The organism is Candidatus Sulfotelmatobacter sp. (assembly GCA_035504415.1).
Classification (GTDB): Bacteria; Vulcanimicrobiota; Vulcanimicrobiia; order Vulcanimicrobiales; family Vulcanimicrobiaceae; genus Vulcanimicrobium.
On record DATJRY010000014.1, the window covers coordinates 51,473 to 68,956 of the forward strand.

The 17,484-nt window shown below is 70.0% G+C and carries 18 protein-coding genes; 16 read left to right on the top strand and 2 right to left on the bottom strand.

The window, feature by feature from the left end; all coding sequences use genetic code 11:
• Nucleotides 1-47: 47 nt before the first annotated feature.
• Genes tuf through VMD91_12520 form a run of 4 tightly spaced genes read left to right on the top strand, consistent with a single transcriptional unit; the run spans nucleotide 48 to nucleotide 4,963 of the window.
• Nucleotides 48-1,250, top strand: a complete 1,203-nt coding sequence (gene tuf, locus VMD91_12505; protein HTW84886.1) for an elongation factor Tu — start codon at nucleotides 48-50, stop codon at nucleotides 1,248-1,250.
• Between the two features lie 16 nt (nucleotides 1,251-1,266).
• Nucleotides 1,267-1,575, top strand: coding sequence for a 30S ribosomal protein S10 (gene rpsJ / locus VMD91_12510; protein HTW84887.1), 309 nt, complete (start codon nucleotides 1,267-1,269; stop codon nucleotides 1,573-1,575).
• Nucleotides 1,576-1,610: 35 nt separating this feature from the next.
• Complete coding sequence (locus tag VMD91_12515; protein ID HTW84888.1) at nucleotides 1,611-2,036, top strand: hypothetical protein; 426 nt, start codon at nucleotides 1,611-1,613, stop codon at nucleotides 2,034-2,036.
• Between the two features lie 56 nt (nucleotides 2,037-2,092).
• Nucleotides 2,093-4,963 (top strand): SpoIIE family protein phosphatase, encoded by a 2,871-nt coding sequence (locus VMD91_12520; protein HTW84889.1) that lies wholly within the window; start codon nucleotides 2,093-2,095, stop codon nucleotides 4,961-4,963.
• Here the strand turns inward: VMD91_12520 and VMD91_12525 are convergent.
• Nucleotides 4,956-6,179 (bottom strand): acyl-CoA dehydrogenase family protein, encoded by a 1,224-nt coding sequence (locus VMD91_12525; protein HTW84890.1) that lies wholly within the window; start codon nucleotides 6,177-6,179, stop codon nucleotides 4,956-4,958. The genes VMD91_12520 and VMD91_12525 overlap by 8 nt on opposite strands.
• A gap of 74 nt (nucleotides 6,180-6,253) precedes the next feature.
• Between VMD91_12525 and VMD91_12530 the strand changes: the two genes are divergently transcribed.
• From VMD91_12530 to nadC, 4 genes are all read left to right on the top strand, one after another.
• Nucleotides 6,254-7,162 carry a hypothetical protein gene (locus VMD91_12530; protein HTW84891.1) on the top strand — a complete coding sequence of 303 codons (909 nt, stop codon included), beginning with the start codon at nucleotides 6,254-6,256 and terminating at the stop codon, nucleotides 7,160-7,162.
• An 85-nt stretch (nucleotides 7,163-7,247) separates the two neighbouring features.
• Complete coding sequence (gene nadA, locus VMD91_12535) at nucleotides 7,248-8,246, top strand: quinolinate synthase NadA (GenBank protein ID HTW84892.1); 999 nt, start codon at nucleotides 7,248-7,250, stop codon at nucleotides 8,244-8,246.
• Complete coding sequence (locus VMD91_12540; GenBank protein HTW84893.1) at nucleotides 8,243-9,763, top strand: L-aspartate oxidase; 1,521 nt, start codon at nucleotides 8,243-8,245, stop codon at nucleotides 9,761-9,763. Before nadA ends, VMD91_12540 begins: the two co-directional genes overlap by 4 nt.
• Nucleotides 9,760-10,593: a carboxylating nicotinate-nucleotide diphosphorylase gene (gene nadC / locus VMD91_12545; GenBank protein HTW84894.1), complete on the top strand. Its 834-nt coding sequence runs from the start codon at nucleotides 9,760-9,762 to the stop codon at nucleotides 10,591-10,593. Before VMD91_12540 ends, nadC begins: the two co-directional genes overlap by 4 nt.
• 46 nt (nucleotides 10,594-10,639) lie before the next feature.
• Here the strand turns inward: nadC and VMD91_12550 are convergent, their stop codons facing one another.
• Nucleotides 10,640-11,545, bottom strand: coding sequence for a manganese catalase family protein (locus VMD91_12550; GenBank protein HTW84895.1), 906 nt, complete (start codon nucleotides 11,543-11,545; stop codon nucleotides 10,640-10,642).
• A 161-nt stretch (nucleotides 11,546-11,706) separates the two neighbouring features.
• On the opposite strand from VMD91_12550, the gene VMD91_12555 reads away from it, so the two are divergent.
• From VMD91_12555 to rpsC, 8 genes are all read left to right on the top strand, one after another.
• Nucleotides 11,707-12,999: an Nramp family divalent metal transporter gene (locus tag VMD91_12555; protein HTW84896.1), complete on the top strand. Its 1,293-nt coding sequence runs from the start codon at nucleotides 11,707-11,709 to the stop codon at nucleotides 12,997-12,999.
• Between the two features lie 183 nt (nucleotides 13,000-13,182).
• The gene (rplC, locus tag VMD91_12560) at nucleotides 13,183-13,815 is read left to right on the top strand and encodes a 50S ribosomal protein L3 (GenBank protein ID HTW84897.1); all 633 of its coding nucleotides are present in this window, start codon (nucleotides 13,183-13,185) and stop codon (nucleotides 13,813-13,815) included.
• The gene (rplD, locus tag VMD91_12565) at nucleotides 13,815-14,474 is read left to right on the top strand and encodes a 50S ribosomal protein L4 (protein ID HTW84898.1); all 660 of its coding nucleotides are present in this window, start codon (nucleotides 13,815-13,817) and stop codon (nucleotides 14,472-14,474) included. Before rplC ends, rplD begins: the two co-directional genes overlap by 1 nt.
• Nucleotides 14,475-14,783, top strand: a complete 309-nt coding sequence (gene rplW, locus VMD91_12570) for a 50S ribosomal protein L23 (GenBank protein ID HTW84899.1) — start codon at nucleotides 14,475-14,477, stop codon at nucleotides 14,781-14,783.
• A gap of 1 nt (nucleotide 14,784) precedes the next feature.
• Complete coding sequence (gene rplB / locus VMD91_12575; GenBank protein HTW84900.1) at nucleotides 14,785-15,612, top strand: 50S ribosomal protein L2; 828 nt, start codon at nucleotides 14,785-14,787, stop codon at nucleotides 15,610-15,612.
• Between the two features lie 2 nt (nucleotides 15,613-15,614).
• Nucleotides 15,615-15,890 carry a 30S ribosomal protein S19 gene (rpsS, locus tag VMD91_12580; protein HTW84901.1) on the top strand — a complete coding sequence of 92 codons (276 nt, stop codon included), beginning with the start codon at nucleotides 15,615-15,617 and terminating at the stop codon, nucleotides 15,888-15,890.
• A gap of 1 nt (nucleotide 15,891) precedes the next feature.
• Entirely contained in the window at nucleotides 15,892-16,443 is a 552-nt protein-coding gene (rplV, locus tag VMD91_12585; GenBank protein HTW84902.1) for a 50S ribosomal protein L22, read from the top strand.
• 2 nt (nucleotides 16,444-16,445) lie between these two features.
• The gene (gene rpsC / locus VMD91_12590; GenBank protein ID HTW84903.1) at nucleotides 16,446-17,483 is read left to right on the top strand and encodes a 30S ribosomal protein S3; all 1,038 of its coding nucleotides are present in this window, start codon (nucleotides 16,446-16,448) and stop codon (nucleotides 17,481-17,483) included.
• Nucleotide 17,484: the final 1 nt, after the last annotated feature.

Here is a 17,484-nt window from a genome sequence, read left to right on the forward strand (position 1 = left end):
ACCTACCAGCAATAACGAAGTAGCAAGGAATACCAGAAAAGGGCATCATGGCAAAGGCAAAGTTCGAGCGGTCGAAGCCGCACGTCAACATCGGGACGACCGGCCACGTCGACCACGGTAAGACGACGCTCACGGCAGCGATCATCAACTGCCTCGCGACGGAGAACTCGAGCATCCAGAAGCGCAACGTCGACGACATCGACAACGCGCCCGAGGAGAAGGAGCGCGGCATCACGATCGCCATCTCGCACCAGGAGTACGAGACCGCGAAGCGTCACTACGCGCACGTCGACTGCCCCGGTCACGCCGACTACATCAAGAACATGATCACCGGCGCGGCGCAGATGGACGGTGCGATCCTGGTCGTCGCGGCGACCGACGGCCCGATGCCCCAGACGCGCGAGCACGTGCTGCTCATGCGCCAGGTCGGCGTGCAGAAGATCGTCGTGTTCCTCAACAAGGTCGACCTGGTCGACGATGAGGAGCTGCTCGAGCTCGTCGAGATGGAAGTCCGCGAGCTGCTCTCGAGCTACGAGTTCCCCGGCGACGAGATCCCGATCATCCGCGGCTCGGCCACCAAGGCCCTGGCCAGCTCGGGCAAGCGCGGGGAGTCCGACGCCGACCCGATCTTCGCTCTGATGGACGCGGTCGACACCTACATCCCGACGCCGGAGCGTCCGGTCGACAAGCCGTTCCTGATGCCGGTCGAAGACGTCTTCACGATCACCGGCCGCGGTACGGTCGGCACCGGCCGCGTCGAGCGCGGCCAGGTCAAGGTCGGTGAGGAAGTCGAGATCGTCGGTCTGAAGGACGAGAGCCGCAAGACCGTCGTCACCGGTATCGAGATGTTCCGCAAGCTGCTCGACGTCGGCATCGCCGGCGACAACGTCGGCGTGCTCCTCCGCGGCGTGGAGCGCAACGACATCGAGCGCGGCCAGGTGCTGGCCAAGCCCGGTTCGATCAAGCCGCACAAGAAGTTCAAGGCCGAGGTCTACGTCCTCTCCAAGGAAGAGGGCGGCCGCCACACGCCGTTCTTCGCGAACTATCGTCCCCAGTTCTACTTCCGCACGACCGACGTGACCGGCACGATCAAGCTGCCGGAAGGCGTCGAGATGGTGATGCCCGGCGACAACGTCCAGATGGACGTCGAGCTGATCACGCCCATCGCGTGTGAGGAAGGCCTCCGCTTCGCGATCCGCGAGGGCGGCCGCACCGTCGGCGCCGGCGTCGTCACCACCGTCGCCGATTAAGTAAGGTTCACCAGAAATGTCGAAGCAGAAGATTCGCATCCGCCTCAAGGCCTACGATCACCGCGTGCTCGACCAGTCGGCCGAGCGCATCGTCGACACGGCGAAGCGCACGGGCGCGTTCGTGAGCGGTCCGGTACCTCTCCCCACGGAGATCAACCGGTTCTGCGTCAACCGTTCGCCGCACGTCGACAAGAAGTCGCGCGAGCACTTCGAGATGCGCACGCACAAGCGGTTGATCGACATCCTGCAGGCGTCGCCCAAGACGATGGATGCGCTCATGCACCTCGACTTGCCGGCCGGCGTCGACATCGAGCTCAAGGCCTGAGCACCCGACCCCGGCGAAATCGCCGGGGTCTTTTTATGCCGAAATCGATCGACGTCGTTCACGAGCGGACGTTCAGCGGAACGCCACGCCGCATCTACCAGCTGCTCTCGGACATCGGCACCTCGCAAGACGCCGTGTGGCCGTTCCCCTCGCAGCCGTTTCTGCGCAGCCCCGGGCCGCTGACCCCGGGGAAGACCGAGGAGTGGCACGGCGGCCTGCACGCGGTGCTCGAGGAGGCGGAGCCCGAGTCGTCCATCCGCTGGCGCGTCGATACGCCAGGGATCGACGGAACGCACGGGTTCACGCTCGAGCCGTCGGGGAAGCGCGTGCTCGTCAGGCACCGGGTGCTCGCAACGCTCAGCGACGACGAAGGTGTTCCGCTGTGGCGCCGGCTCGAAGGCGCGCACGAGATGACGCTCGAGGCGCTCTTCGACAAGCTGGCGCGCGTTCTGAAACGGTAAGCTTTTCGGGCGCGCCCCAGGAGCCGCCCCGTGTGCACGGGTAGACGCGTAGCGTCATGATGTCGCCGGAGCGCCGCGGTGCGCTCGCGTCGCTGGACACCGCCGCGCTCGACCTGCTGCCGGACGCCATTTGGGTGGCCGGCCCGCGCGGCGAGATCGTGCAGGCGAACGTGGCCTGGCGGCGCTTGACGCGCACCGCCGGTGATCGCCTGGCCGACGAGAGCTTCGTCGTGCTGCTGCACCCCGACGATCTGGTGCGCGTCCAGGACCGTTGGCGGGCGCACGTCGCCAGCGGCACGGAGTACGACGACGAATACCGTTTGCTCGACGAGGACGGGCGGTACCGATGGTACCGCGGGCGCGCGGCGGCGATCGGTGACGGCGGTGTGACGCTTGGCTGGATCGGCTCGATCGTCCCCTGCGAGGACGAGCATCGCGCGCGCGAGCGAGCGACCCTGCAGGCCGACGTCAACGCGCTGTTCGCCTCGGTGACCGATCCCGACGCGTTGATCGACGCGCTGCTGGCGCGCGCCGTCCCGGCCCACGCCGACTACGCCGTCATCGATCTCTTCGACGAGCGTGGCTCGTTCGAGCGCGTCGCCAGCGCCGGGCCGCCCAACGTGCGCGAGCTGTTGGGAGCGGCCCGCGAGCGCTATCGGAATGCCAGCTCGATCGTCGGCACGTCGTGGCACGTCGCGGCGACCGGCGAGGCGATGCTGCTGAACCTGCCGACGCAGCGCACCTGGTCCGACGAAGCCGAGCGCCTTTACGGCGACTTGGGCGTGCGCTCCGCGATCATCGTGCCGTTGACCGACGGCGTGCACCGGCTGGGTTCGCTGGCCTTGGGCCGGCTCGGCGAGGATGCGACGCCGTTCGGCGAGGACGATCTGCGCTTCTACGCCGATCTCGCCGCGCGCGCGGCCGCGGTGATCTCGCACGCGCGCACGACGCGCGAGCTGATCGGTTCCGAGCGCCGGTACCGCGCGCTCGCCGACGGCCTGCCGGACCTGATCGCGGTCACCGACGCCGGCGGCCGGCTGGCGTACGTCAACGAGCCCTGGGTGCGCCGCACCGGCTTGCGCGTCGACCCCGGCGGCGAGGACGGCTGGTCCGCTGTCGTGCATCCGGACGATCTGGCCGCGCTGCACGCGATGTTCGACCGGGCCCGCACCGAGCAGCGCGGCTTTGAGGCGCAGCACCGTCTGCGCGGCCGCGACCAGGCGTACCGCTGGTACTTGCACCGGGGCGAGCCGATCCACGCTCGCGACGCGCTGACCGGCTGGATCGGGACGTTGACGGACATCGACGAGCGCAAGCGTGCCGAAGACGCGCTGCGCATCGTCGTCGAAGCCAGCAGCGTCTTCGGCGTCATCGACGGGTCGGCGACGCTGCAAGGGATCGCCGACGTCGCGATCGCCCACCTCGCCGACTGGTGTACGATCTACCTCTACGACGAGGCGCAGCGGCTGCGTCCGGCCGCCGTCGCCCACCGCGATCCGCTGCGCCTGCGGGTCGCGCGCGAGTATTTGCGCCGCTTCCCGGTGCGCGACGACGACGAGCGCGCGCTGGTCGCCTCGACGGGCCGTGCCGTGCGCTTGGATCCGCTCCCGCCGGATTGGCTCGAGAGCGTCGACGACCTCGAGCAGCGCGCGGTCCTGGCGTCCTTGGATCTGGCCGGCTACCTGTTCGTCCCGCTGACGCTCGACGATCAGCGGTTGGGCGTGATGTCGCTGGGGCTCGAGGCGGCCGGCGACCAGCACTTCAACGACGAAGACGAGCAGCTGGCCGTGCTGCTGGCGCAGCGCGCCGCGATCGGCATCGCCAACGCGCGGCTCTACGAGCGCCAGCGCCAGGTCGCGCGCACGCTGCAAGCGGCGTTCTTGCCGGCCGCGCTGCCGGCGGTCAGCGGCGTCGCGTTCGACGGCGTCTACACCGCCGGCACGCAAGACCTGAGCATCGGCGGCGATTGGTACGACGCGCTGACCTACGATGAGACGACGCTGGGCTTCTCGGTCGGCGACGTCGCCGGGCACGGTCTGGAGGCCGCCGTGACGATGGGCAAGATGCGCCAGACGTTTCGCGCGCTGGCCGTCGTCGAACGCGACCCGGCGCGCGTCTTGGCCATCGCCGACAGCGTGCTGCGCCGCGAGCATCCCGACGTCTTCGTGACCGCCTTCGCCGCGACGTACGAGCTGCGCAGCCGCACGCTTCGCTACGCCAACGCCGGCCATCCCGCGCCGTTCGTGCGCGGCGCCGACGGCGCGCTCGATCGGCTCGCGACCGGCGGCATTCCGCTCGGGCTGGCGTCGTTCGACGCGCTGGGCACGCACGCGCGCATGCTCAGTCCCGGTGACCTCATCGTGACCTTCACCGACGGCCTGATCGAGACGACGCGCGACTTGGCCGCCGGCGAGGCGCTGGTCGCGCGCACGCTGGCGCACCCGGCGTTCGCCATCTGCACGACGCCCGCCGCCCTGCTGCGCGCGCTGGTCGTCCCCGACGAGCCGGGCGACGACATCGCGATCCTGACGATGCGCGTCGGCGGCGGTCCCGATTGGAGCTTCGACGCCAACGACTCGAACGCGGCGCAGGCGGCCCGCGCCGCGTTCGTCGCTCGGCTCACCGCGGCCGGCGTCGACGACGAGCTGCGGGTCGCCGGCGAGGTCGTGTTCGGCGAGATCGTCGGCAACATCGCGCGCTACACGCCGGGCACCGTCGATCTCGCGCTGCGCGGCGAACCGCGCGGCCTGGTGCTGGCGGCGCTCGACCGCGGTCCCGGCTTCCACTGGAACGCCATGCCGCCGAAGGCGATGGCGGAGAGCGGCCGGGGACTCTTCCTCATCGAGGCGCTGGCGCGCAGCGTGCGCGCCGAGTATCTGTCCGGCTTCGGCACCTACCTGGAAGTCGTGCTGGCCGCCGTCAGCTGAACGCCTTCTCGCCGGTGATCGCTTGGCCGAGAATCAGCGTGTGTACCTCGCTGGTGCCCTCGTACGTCAGGACGCTCTCGAGGTTGTTCATGTGGCGGATCACCGGGTACTCGAGGGTGATGCCGTTGGCGCCCAGGATCGTGCGCGCTTCGCGGCAGATCGCGAGCGACTCGCGCACGTTGTTGAGCTTGCCGAACGAGACGTGGCTCGGGTGCTGCAGGCCGGCGTCCTTGAGGCGCCCGACGTGCAGCGCCGTCAACATGCCCTTGTTGAGCTCGAGCATCATGTTGACCAGCTTCTCTTGGGTGAGCTGGAAGGCCGCGATCGGCTTGCCGAACTGGATGCGCGTCTTGGCGTAATCGAGCGCGGTCTCGTAACAGGTGCGGGCGGCGCCCAGCGCGCCCCACAGGATCCCGTAGCGCGCTTCGTTGAGGCACGAGAGCGGGCCGCGCATCCCGGTGACGTTGGGCAGCATCGCGTCGGAGGGAAGGCGCACGTCTTCGAGCACCAGCTCCGAGGTCACCGACGCGCGCAGCGAGAGCTTCCGATCGACGTTGCGGGTCGAGAAGCCCTTGCTGCCGGTCGGGACGACGAAGCCGCGCACCGACTTGCCGACCCCGCCGTCGTCTTCGCCCTGCAGCTTCGCCCACACGATCGCGACGTCGGCGACGCCGCCGTTGGTGATCCACATCTTCGTTCCGTTGAGCACGTAGTCGTCGCCGTCGCGGCGCGCGGTCGTGCGCATCCCGGTCGGGTCGCTACCGAAGTCGGGCTCGGTCAAGCCGAAGCAGCCGATGATTTCGCCGGCCGCCATCTGCGGCAGCCATTCGCGCTTCTGTTCCTCCGAGCCGAAGGCCCAGATCGGGAGCATCGCCAGCGATCCTTGCACCGACACGAACGAACGGAACCCGGAGTCGCCGGCTTCCAATTCCAGACAGGCCAGACCGTACGAGACGGCGTTGGTGCCGGCGCACTCGTAGCCTTGCAAGTGCATTCCGAGCAGCCCCAGCTCGCCGAGCTCGCGCGCGATCTCGGCGGGGAAGGCGCCCTCCTCGAACCACTCCGCGATGTCCGGCAGCACGCGATCGCGGACGAACTTGCGCGCGGTGTCGCGGATCAGCCGCTCCTCGTCGTTGAGCAGCGCGTCGATCCCGAGAAAGTCCGTCGGACTGGGCGCCGGCGGGGTGGCGCGGTGGACGGGCGCGATCGTACTCATGGGTGTGTCGGTTCGGTCGGGGACGTTCCCCTCCTGGCACGGAGCCGGCGCCGCCACGGCGAACGTCGGCCGCCATGTCGCGCGATGGGACGGCGGTGCTGCTCGGCCTGGACGCCGTCATCGTCTCCGTCCACGATGAGAGCCCACGCGTGCTCACGCTGGCCGGCGACGCGGCGCCCTCGCTGCCGTCGGGACCGTTCGATCCCGCGCGCGACCGCACGCTCGAGCTGGCGGCGCGGCGGCTGATCGACGAACAGACCGCGCTGCGCGTCGGCTACCTCGAACAGCTCTACACGTTCGGTGATCGCAACCGCGACCCGCGCGAGGTCGCCGGCGGCCCGCGATTGGTCAGCGTCGGCTACCTCGCGCTGGCCGGCGAACGCGCCGCCGAGGAGACGGCCGCGGTCGCTTGGCGGGACTGGTACGCCTTCTTTCCGTGGGAGGACGATCGCGCGGGGCGCGCGCCGGTGCTGGTCGAGCGGGTGCTGCCGTTCGTGGCGCGCCGCTTGGCCGGCCGGCGCGACCCGGGTCTCACCCAGCGGGCGCGGATCGCGTTCGGGCTCGAGGGCGCGGCCTGGAACACCGATGCCGTGCTCGAACGCTTCGAGCTGCTCTTCGAGCTGGGCGGCGTGGCCGAGGCACCGGACCACGCCGAGACGTTCGGCGCGCCGATGGCGGTCGATCACCGGCGCATCCTGGCGACCGCGATCGGGCGGCTGCGCGGCAAGATCAAGTACCGGCCGATCGTCTTCGAGCTGCTCGGGCCGAGCTTCACCCTGACCGAGCTGCAGGGGACGGTCGAGGCGCTGGCCGGGACGCGCCTGCACGGGCCGAACTTCCGCCGGCTCGTCGCCGACACCGGAATCGTCGAGCCGACCGGAGAGCGCCGCCCCACGACCGGGCGCCCGGCGAGCCTCTATCGGTTCCGGCCCGACGTCCTGGCCGAGCGGACCGACTCCGGGGTGGGGGTGCGCCGAAAGTAGCACGCCCTGGGGAGCCGGCTGCGTCATACTCTACGGAACACTTATACTAAAAATGAGTATAAGTAGAAGTTCCGAGGTCTTCTCAATGGTCGAAACCCTGCCTTTCACCCCCGAGATTGCCGAGCGGACGCGTCCGATCTACGACCGGGTCGCGCGCGTCATCCCCGCCGTCGAGTGGCCGGTCCACGCGCCGTACGTCGACGCGATCAACCGGCTCAAGCGCGAGCGCAACGCCGTCATCCTCGCGCACAACTACCAGACGCCGGAGATCTTCCACGGCGTGGCCGACATCGTCGGCGACTCGCTGCAGCTGGCGCGCGAGGCGCAGCGCGCGCAAGCCGACACCATCCTCGTCTGCGGCGTGCACTTCATGGGCGAGACCGCCAAGATCCTCAACCCCAGCCGCCGCGTCATCGTCCCCGACGCGCGCGCCGGCTGCTCGCTGGCGGAGTCGATCACCGCCGCCGACGTGCGCGCGCTGCGCGCGCGACACCCGGGCGTTCCGATCGTGACCTACGTGAACACCTCGGCCGAGGTCAAGGCGGAGTCCGACGTCTGCTGCACGTCCTCGAACGCGGTCCGCGTCGTCGAGGCGCTCGGCGTCCCGACCGTCATCATGATCCCCGACGAGTTCCTGGCCAACTACGTCGCCGCCAACACCAGCGTCGAGATCATCGCGTGGAAGGGCCACTGCGAGGTGCACGAGCGCTTCCGCGGCGTCGACGTCGAGTCGCTGCGCGAGACGGAAGAAGGCGTGCTCGTCATCGCGCACCCGGAGTGCCCGCCGGACGTCATCGCCGCCGCCGACTTCGCCGGCTCGACCGCCGCGATGATCGATTTCGTGCGCGACCGCGCGCCGCAGCGCGTCGTGCTGCTGACCGAGTGCTCGATGAGCGACAACGTCGCGGCGGAGTTCCCCAACGTCGCCTTCGTGCGCCCGTGCAACCTGTGCCCGCACATGCGGCGCAACACGCTGCCGAAGATCTTACGCGCGCTCGAGACGCTACAGGACGAGGTGCTGGTCGACGAATCGGTGCGGGTGCGCGCGCAGGCCTCGCTCGACCGGATGATGGCGATCGCGTGAAGACCGACGTCCTGGTGCTGGGCGCCGGCGTGGCGGGGCTCGCCGCGGCGCTGGCGGTCGAAGGACGTCGCGTGTTCGTCGCCGGCGAGACACCGCTCGGGCGCGACCTCGCCTCCGCCTGGGCGCAGGGCGGCGTCGCCGCCGCGCTCGGCGCGGCCGACTCGCCGCTCCTGCACGCGGCCGACACGCTGGCGGCGGGCGGCGGCATCGCCGAACCCGACGTCGCCGAGACGTTGGCGCGCGAAGCGCCGGCGGCGATCGACGCGCTGGTGCGGCTGGGCGTTCCGTTCGCGCGCGCGGACGACGGCGCCCTCGCGCTGGGGCTCGAGGCCGCGCACAGCCGTCGCCGCATCGTGCACGTCGCCGACGCGACCGGCGCGGCGATCCTCGACGCGCTGCTCGCGCAAGCGCGCCGCCGACCCAACGTGCAGCTGTGCGACGGTCTGCGCGCGAGCGCGCTGCTGGTGCGGCCGGGGCGCGTCGTCGGCGCGGTGCTGGTCACGCCGGCCGGCGATCAGGTCCGGGTCGAGGCCAACGCGGTCGTGCTCGCGACCGGCGGGTTCGGCGGGCTGTACGCGCGCACGACGACGCCGCTCGCCGCGCGCGGCGCCGGCATCGCGCTCGCCGCGCGCGCCGGCGCGACGCTCGCCGATCTGGAGTTCGTGCAGTTCCATCCGACCGCGCTGCGCACGACGGCCGATCCGCTGCCGCTGGTCAGCGAAGCGGTGCGCGGCGAGGGCGCGCTGCTGGTCGATGCCCACGGTACGCGCATCATGGACGGCATCGACGCGCGCGGCGAGCTCGCACCGCGCGACGTCGTCGCGCGGGCGGTCGCCGCGGTCGAAGCTGCCGGCGGCAGCGTCCTTCTCGATGCACGCGAAGCGCTCGGCGAGCGGTTCGCGGCGCGCTTTCCCGGCATCTTCGCGACCGCCCGCCGAGCGGGGATCGACCCACGCACGCAGCCGCTGCCGGTGAAGGCGGTCGCGCACTACACGATCGGCGGCGTCGCGACCGATGCGTATGGCCGCACCAACGTGCCGGGCTTGTGGGCGTGCGGCGAGGTGGCCGCGACCGGACTCCACGGCGCGAACCGGCTGGCCAGCAACTCGCTGGTCGAAGGGCTCGTCTTCGGCGCGCGGGTCGGCGAAGACGTCAGCGCGATCGGCGGCACGCAGAGCGCGAGCGGCGCGCGCAGCGCCGGCGCCCGCGAATCCGTCGCGCACGGAACGGTCGGCGCGGCTCTCCGCGAGCTGCGCGCGACGATGAGCGACGCGCTCGGGGTGGTTCGCGACGAACCCGCGATGCTGCGCGCGCTCGACGCCTTCACCGCCCTCGAGCGGACGGCCACGGACGACCGGATCGCCGACGCGGCGCTGGTCGGCACGCTCGTCGCGCGAGCGGCGCTCGCCCGCCGGGAGAGCCGCGGCGCGCATCAGCGTTCCGACTACGCGGCCAGCGATCCGCGCTGCGCCCAGCGCAGCTTCGTCGCCCCCGCTCGGCTGGCGCGCATCTCGTGATCCCGCTCTTGGTCGACGACCTCGTCCGCAGCGCGCTGCGCGAAGACCTCGGTCGCGCGGGCGACGTGACGACCGACGCGATCGTTCCGGCCGACGCCGTCGGCGAGGCGCGCCTGGTGGCGCGGGAAGAAGGGGTCGTCTCCGGCGTCGCCGTCGCCGAGCGCGTGTTCACGCTGCTCGACCCACGCGTGCGCGTCGAGATCCAGGTGCGTGACGGCGGCCACGTGCAGCGTGGCACCGTGATCGCGACGTTGCGCGGCCCGCTGCGCGCGATCCTGACCGGCGAACGCACGGCGCTCAACCTGGTCGGCCGCTTGTCGGGGATCGCCAGCGCGACGGCTCGCTTGACGGCGCTGGTCGCGGGCACCCGGGCGGCGGTGGTCGACACCCGCAAGACGACGCCCGGCCTGCGCGCGCTCGAGAAAGCGGCCGTCCGCGACGGCGGGGGCGCCAACCACCGCTTCGGCCTCGACGACGCGATCCTGATCAAAGACAACCACGTCGCGATCGCGGGTGGGATCGCGCCGGCGATTCGCGCGGCCCGCGCGCACGCGGGTCACCTGGTGAAGATCGAGGTCGAGGTCGACACCCTCGCCCAGCTCGACGAGGCGCTCGCCGAGCGCGCGGACATCGTGCTGCTCGACAACTTCACCCCCGAGGAGCTGCGCGTCGCGGTCGAGCGAACGGCGGGTCGCGCGCTGCTCGAGGCGTCGGGCAACATCAACGATGCGACGATCGGCGCGGTGGCCCGCAGCGGCGTCGACCTGATCTCGGTCGGTGCGCTCACCCACAGCGTGCGCGCGCTCGACGTCGGGCTGGACATCGACTGAACGCGCGCGGCCGCGGAGCGCGGACGCTCCGCGGCCGCCGCGGTGCCTATTTCTTGCTGGTCGACTTCGTGCGCGAGGAGTGGCCGCTGATCTCGCCCTTGGTGACGCGGCTCGTCTTCGCGAGTGCCTCGTCCTCTTCGTAGGGCTCGAGCGAGCTGACCACCGAGGGCTTCGCATCCGGTAGGTCGGGATCGTTGCCTTCCGGCTTGCCGTCGAGCTGCTCGAACTCCCAGAGTCCCTGCGAAGTCGCCAGGGTGAAGCCCTGATCGGCCTTGCCGTCGGTCGACGTGTTGACGTAGGCATGCGCCCAGCGTTCGTCCGGCTCGATGTTGCCCGGCGGGAAGTTCGGCTCGATCGCGGCCAGTGCCGTCTCGAACATCTTCTGATGCGCGACCTCGCGGGTCATGAGGAACGTGAGCGCGTCGCGCGTTCCCTCGTCCGGACAGAGCTTGATCAACCGTTCGTAGGTGATCTTCGCGCGCGCTTCCGCGGCGATGTCGGAACGCAGATCGGCCAGCGGATGCCCGATCGTGTCGATGTACGCGGCCGTCCACGGGACGCCGCACGAGTCGGTCAGCCGTGGCCCCGAGCCGCCGAGGACGGCTTGCGAGCCCATCCAGGCGATCTGCTGATACTGTTCTTGCTTGCCGTCCAGGAAATCACCGAGGTAGCCGCCTTCGACCTCGTCGATCAGCGCCGTCTTGGTGCCCTTGAGGAGGCCGACGATGATCTGACCGATCATTTCGAGATGGGAGAGCTCTTCGGTGGCGATGTCGAGCAGCATGTCGCGGCGCGGCACGTCGCTCTCCGCCCAACCTTGCGTGAAGTAGCGCATGGCCGCCGCAAGTTCTCCTTGCGGCCCGCCGAACTGCTCGAGGCACAGCTTCGCGAACGCGGGATTCGGTCCATCGACGCGGACCGTGTACTGTAGTTTCTTGTTGTGGAGTAACATGGCACCTTTCTGACGCTCGGCGCGCGTGTCCACAGCGCCGCATGTTGTTTCCGGTGGCTGTTGTGTCCCGGGATGCAGTCGTAAAACACAATCGATTGCCGAGCGCACAAGCGAACGCGAGCCGGGATTCAGCCCGCACGGCGCGCGGAAAGAAGTGGCGCGTGGGCGTCATCGCAGAGTACGTGAACGGGTCCAGCGGCCGAACGCTCGCGGCGGCGCGCGACGTCTTGGCAGGCGGCCGGCGCGGCGTCGCGGCGGCGCTCCCGTTCGTCGGTCCCGCCTTCATCGCATCGGTCGCGTACGTCGACCCGGGCAACTTCGCGACCAACATCGCCGCCGGTTCCGCCTTCGGCTATCGGCTGCTATGGGTCGTGATCGTCGCGAACGTGCTCGCGATGGTGTTCCAGGCGCTCTCCGCGAAACTCGGCGTTGTCACCGCCCGCAACCTGGCCGAGCTGTGCCGCGAACGGCTCCCGGGGCCGGTGACCTGCGGCATGTGGCTCACCAGTGAGGTCGCGGCGATGGCGACCGACCTGGCGGAGTTCCTCGGCGCGGCGCTCGCCTTCCACTTGCTGTTCGGGATCCCGATGGGAGCGGCGGCCGGCCTGACGGCGCTGGTCACGCTGGCGCTCCTCCAGCTGCAGAGCGGTGGCTTCCGGCCGCTCGAGGCCGCGATCGCCGCGCTGGTGGCGGTCATCGGCCTCGCCTACGTCCTCGAGACGCTGGTCGCGCGCCCGTCGTGGCCCGCGATCGCGGCCGGTTCGGTCGTCCCGTGGCTGCACGGCAGCGACAGCGTGCTCGTCGCGGTCGGTATCGTCGGGGCGACCGTCATGCCGCACGCCATCTATCTCCACTCCGCGCTGACCCAGGACCGCGTGCGGCCGGCGCACGAGCGCGAGGCCCGCCGCATCGTGCGGTTCTCGAACCGCGAGGTGGTGGCCGCCTTGACGCTCGCCGGGGCGATCAACCTGGCCATGGTAGTGATGGCCGCGGCGGTGTTCCACGCCCACGGACGGGCGGACGTCGCCACCATCCCAAGCGCCTATCGCACGCTGGTACCGTTGCTGGGCAGCGCCGCCGCCGCGGTCTTCCTGACCGCCCTGCTGGCCTCGGGCATCTCCAGCTCGGCGGTCGGGACGCTGGCGGGCCAGGTGGTCATGCAGGGGTTCGTCGGTTTTACGGTCCCCCTCTGGGTGCGGCGGGTGGTCACCATGGCGCCGGCCCTGGCGGTCGTCGCGGCCGGGATCGATCCGACGCAGGTCCTGGTCCTCAGCCAGGTCGTCCTGAGCCTGACCGTACCGATCCCGATCGCGGCGCTGATCGCCTTCACCGCCAGTCCGGCAGTGATGGGGAGCCTGGCCAACAGCCGCACGACGACGCTGGCGGCGACCCTGGGCGGCCTGCTCATCCTCGGCCTCAACCTCGTGCTGCTGGTGACCCTACTCCCCCACTGACCGAAAACGCCGGCCCCCGTGGACGCGCGGCCGCTCCGGCAGGGGCGGCCTTGACGTGCTGGACGCGCTCGGGTAGACTATGGCGGTTGTGGTCCGCGTCGCGGACGCCGTTTTGGCGTGCGCGACGGAAGGCGATAGTCGAAACGCCTGGGCCCGTGGATATCCTGAGAGGGATCGATCAACGTGAAGAACATCATCGGCCGCAAGGTCGGGATGACCAGCGTGTTCACGGAGGATGGCCGGAGCGTTCCGGTCACCGTGATCCAGGCTGGCCCGTGCACCGTGGTACAGAAGAAGACGAAGGACAGCGACGGCTACGAAGCCGTCGCACTCGCGTACGGCGACGTGAAGCCCTCGCGCCTGAGCAAGGCGCTGCAGGGTCACTACAAGCGCGCCAACCTGACGCCCAAGCGTCACATCCGCGAGTTCCGCACCGGCATCGACGGCGTCGAGCTGGGCGCGACGATAACCGTCGACGGGTTCGCGCAAGGCGACCGCGTCGACGTCGTCGGCATCTCGAAGGGCCACGGCTTCGCCGGCGGCATCAAGCGCTGGAACTTCAGCGGCGGCGGCGCGAGCCACGGCTCGATGATCCACCGTCAGCCGGCCTCCAACGGCGACACCAACGCGGGGCACACGCACCGCGGCAGCCGTCGCCCGGGTCACTACGGCGTGGACCGCGTCACGCACCAGAATCTGGAAGTCGTGCGCGCGGACGCCGAGCGCAATCTGCTGCTCGTTCGCGGCCCCGTCCCGGGTCCGAAGAACGGTTTGGTCATCGTGCAGCAGTCCGTCAAGACGAAGGTGAGCGCCTGATGCCGCAGGTCATCGACGCGAAGGGCAAAGTCGTCCGCGAGCAAGACGTCCCGGCCGCGTTCGCGGGCACGGTCGACGGCAAGCAGAACGCGGTCTTCCGCGCCGTGTTCCGCGAGCTGGCGAATCCGCGCGCGGGAACGGCGAAGACGAAGAAGCGCGACGAGGTTTCCGGCGGCGGCCGCAAGCCGTGGAAGCAGAAGGGAACCGGCCGCGCCCGTCAGGGTTCGACCCGTTCGCCGCAGTGGGCGCACGGCGGCGTCGTGTTCGGCCCGCAGCCGCGCTCGTACGTCAGCCGTCTGAACAAGAAGGAGCGCAAGGGTGCGCTCGTCGCCGCGCTCTCGGACAAGTTCCAGTCGGGCGGCGTCACCGTCCTCGATCCCTCGGGGCTGGGCGAAGCGAAGACCAAGGCGTTCGCGACGCTGCTGTTCGGTTCGGCCAAGGCCGCCAAGACCGGCGATCGCACCCTGGTGGTCTACGCGGGCAGCGAGCTGGCGTCGGTCGGCGCGTCGCTGGACCGCGGGCTGCGTAACCTCGAGCGCGTCACCGTGACGCACACCGGTGCCCTCGACGTCAAGGACGTCGTCGGCTTCGCGCGCCTCGTCCTCACCAGCGCGGCCCACGACGAGCTCGTCACGGCCCACGGCAAGGAGTCCAAGTAGATGGAAGCGCGTGACGTGATTGTCGCTCCGCTGATCACCGAGAAGTCGATGGCTGGGACGGTGGTCCAGCAGTATGCCTTCGAGGTGAACCCGCATGCCACGAAGACGCAGATCAAGCACGCCGTGGCCGAGATCTTCGGCGTCACGGTGCTCAAGGTCAACACCGTCAACGTCGGCGGTAAGAAGAAGAACTTCGCCCGTCGCGGCCGCCGTTCGTCCGGCACGCAGAGCGACTGGAAGAAAGCAATCGTCACCATCGCTCCCGGCGAGAAGATCCAGCTGGGCGGCGTGAACTACTTCGAGCAGTAAGATGGCCGTCAAGAAGTACAAGCCCACCTCGGCCGCGCGCCGCTTCATCACCACCGCCGACTTCTCCGAAGTCTCGAAGAAGGCGCCGGAGAAGTCGCTGCTCGAGGTTCGCAAGAAGCACTCGGGCCGCAACAACAACGGCCACATCACGACGCGGCACAAAGGCGGCGGCTACCGCAAGCAGTACCGCATCATCGACTTCAAGCGCACCAAGGACGCGATTCCGGCCAAGGTCGCTGCGATCGAGTACGATCCCAACCGCACCGCGCGCATCGCGCTGCTCCACTACCGGGACGGCGAGAAGCGCTATATTCTGGCGCCTGTCGGCCTGAAGGTCGGGGACGTGATCGAATCCGGTCCGGCCGCGGACATCAAGATCGGCAACGCGCTGCCGCTGGCGAACATCCCGCTCGGCACGGTCATCCACAACATCGAGCTGCAGCCCGGCCAGGGCGGCAAGCTGGTCCGTTCGGCCGGCGTCGCCGCGCAGCTGATGGCCAAGGAAGACGCCTACGCCCAGGTGCGCATGCCCTCCGGCGAAGTGCGCCGCATCCAGGTCGTCTGCCGCGCCACCATCGGTCAGCTCGGCAACCTCGACCACGAGAACGAAGTGATCGGCAAGGCCGGCCGCCAGCGCCACCTCGGGAAGCGCCCGTCGGTGCGCGGTATCGCGATGAATCCCGTCGACCATCCGCACGGCGGTGGTGAGGCGCGCTCGACCTCGGGCCGTCCGCCGACCACGCCGTGGGGTCAGATGACGATGGGCAAGAAGACGCGCCGCACCAAGCGGACCACGAAGATGATCGTTCGCCGCCGGAAGGGCAAGTAGTCATGGGACGTTCCCTCAAGAAAGGTCCGTTCGTCGCGGATCATCTGATCGCGAAGGTCGAGAAGCTCAACTCGACCCGCGAGAAGCGCGTCATCAAGACGTGGTCGCGCGCCTCGACGATCATCCCGGCGATGGTCGGTCACACGATCTCCGTGCACAACGGCAAGGCCCACATCCCGGTGTTCATCACCGAGAACATGGTCGGGCACAAGCTGGGCGAGTTCTCGCCGACCCGGATCTACAAGGGTCACGGCGGCGACAAGGCGGCGGTGAAGTAAGATGGCCACCGCCACCGCGCAGCGCACCGAAGCCGTCGCGCACCTGAAGTTCGCGCGCATGGGTCCGCGCAAGCTCCGCCGCGTCGCCGACGCGATCCGCGGCAAGAGCGTGCGTGAAGCCCTCGTGCTGCTTCAGTTCGCCGGCGTGTTCGCCGCCGATCCGATCGCCAAGCTCATCAAGAGCGCGGTCGCGAACGCGGAGAACAACCACGACATGAGCTCGGACGGGCTCTTCATCACGCGCATCACCGTCGACGGCGGACCCGGCGGCGGGTTCACCAAGCGCCTCGATCCCCGCGCGCAAGGCCGCGCGGCGTTCAAGCGCAAGCGGCTCTCGCACGTGACGGTCGCCGTCGGCCCGACGCCGCCCAAGCATCAGCCCAAGCAGCGTTCCGGCGCCGCGATCGCGCTCACCACGCGCGAGCAGCGTCAGGCCCGCGTGGCTTCGTCGCGCCCGTCGGCGACGACGCGCCGCAGCAAGAAGCAGACCGCCCCGGCTACGGCCCCGGCGCCCACCCCAGCGCCCGAGCCCGCGACGGAGGCGGCAGAGTAAACATGGGACAGAAGATTCATCCGGTCGGGCTGCGCATCGGCATCACCCGCACCTGGGACAGCCGCTGGTTCGAGAAAAAGCAGTACGCGAACTGGCTGCACGAGGACGTCGCGATCCGGAAGTATTTCGGTCGCATGACGCGTGCGGCCGCGATCTCGCGCGTCGAGATCGAGCGCCGTGCCAACCAGGCGCGCATCATCGTCAATACCGGCAAGCCGGGTATCATCATCGGCAAGCGCGGCGTCGGGATCGACGAGATCCGCCGCAACCTCGAGAAGCTGACCGGCAAGCAAGTCCAGGTCAACGTCGTCGAGATCAAGGTGCCCGAGCTCGACGCTCGTCTGGTCGGCCAGAACATCGTCGACCAGCTCGAGAAGCGCATCGCGTTCCGCCGCGCCATGAAGCAGGCGATCATGCGCACCATGAAGGCCGGCGCGCGCGGCGTCAAGGTGCAGGTTTCGGGTCGCCTGGGCGGCGCCGAGATCGCGCGCACCGAGCGCAACCACGACGGCAAGGTGCCGCTGCACACGCTGCGCGCCGACATCGACTACGCGCACGTCGAAGCGTTCACGACCTTCGGCCGCATCGGCGTCAAGGTGTGGATCTACAAGGGCGAAGTGCTGCCCGACCAGCCGCGCGGCGAGCGCGAGGGGGCGGGCGCCCGCGGTGGCGACCAAGCGCGCTTCCGCGACAACCGTCGCGGCACGCGCGGCGGCCGTGGCCGTGCGGGCGAGGGCGCGCCGCGTCCCGCCGGTCCGCGCCATGCGGGTCAGGAGCGCACCGCCGGCGGTCTGGACCAGACCGAGGCGATGCACGCCGCGACCGCCGACGCGCAGTCGCTCGAGTCGATCACCGACGGCGCGCCGTCGATCGCCGGCGACCGTCACGACGCGCCGCACGGCGGCCGCGCCGTTCACGGTCCCAATGCCGAGCACGGGCACGGCGTAACCAATGAGACGTCCGTCGTTCCGCCGCAGACGCAGGCGACGAACGACTCGGCCGAGCGCCCCGGCGCGCCGTCCGAGAACGAGGGAGCATAAG

Bases quoted from the DNA above. Each gene is read 5' to 3' on its own strand.
- VMD91_12520 (HTW84889.1), top strand. From the start codon at position 2,093: ATGATGTCGCCGGAGCGCCGCGGTGCGCTCGCGTCGCTGGACACCGCC.
- tuf (HTW84886.1), top strand. From the start codon at position 48: ATGGCAAAGGCAAAGTTCGAGCGGTCGAAGCCGCACGTCAACATCGGG.
- rplW (HTW84899.1), top strand. From the start codon at position 14,475: ATGGAAGCGCGTGACGTGATTGTCGCTCCGCTGATCACCGAGAAGTCG.
- VMD91_12530 (HTW84891.1), top strand. From the start codon at position 6,254: ATGTCGCGCGATGGGACGGCGGTGCTGCTCGGCCTGGACGCCGTCATC.
- rpsS (HTW84901.1), top strand. From the start codon at position 15,615: ATGGGACGTTCCCTCAAGAAAGGTCCGTTCGTCGCGGATCATCTGATC.
- rplV (HTW84902.1), top strand. From the start codon at position 15,892: ATGGCCACCGCCACCGCGCAGCGCACCGAAGCCGTCGCGCACCTGAAG.
- nadA (HTW84892.1), top strand. From the start codon at position 7,248: ATGGTCGAAACCCTGCCTTTCACCCCCGAGATTGCCGAGCGGACGCGT.
- rplD (HTW84898.1), top strand. From the start codon at position 13,815: ATGCCGCAGGTCATCGACGCGAAGGGCAAAGTCGTCCGCGAGCAAGAC.
- rpsJ (HTW84887.1), top strand. From the start codon at position 1,267: ATGTCGAAGCAGAAGATTCGCATCCGCCTCAAGGCCTACGATCACCGC.
- rplB (HTW84900.1), top strand. From the start codon at position 14,785: ATGGCCGTCAAGAAGTACAAGCCCACCTCGGCCGCGCGCCGCTTCATC.
- VMD91_12515 (HTW84888.1), top strand. From the start codon at position 1,611: ATGCCGAAATCGATCGACGTCGTTCACGAGCGGACGTTCAGCGGAACG.
- rpsC (HTW84903.1), top strand. From the start codon at position 16,446: ATGGGACAGAAGATTCATCCGGTCGGGCTGCGCATCGGCATCACCCGC.
- VMD91_12550 (HTW84895.1), bottom strand. From the start codon at position 11,545: ATGTTACTCCACAACAAGAAACTACAGTACACGGTCCGCGTCGATGGA.
- VMD91_12525 (HTW84890.1), bottom strand. From the start codon at position 6,179: ATGAGTACGATCGCGCCCGTCCACCGCGCCACCCCGCCGGCGCCCAGT.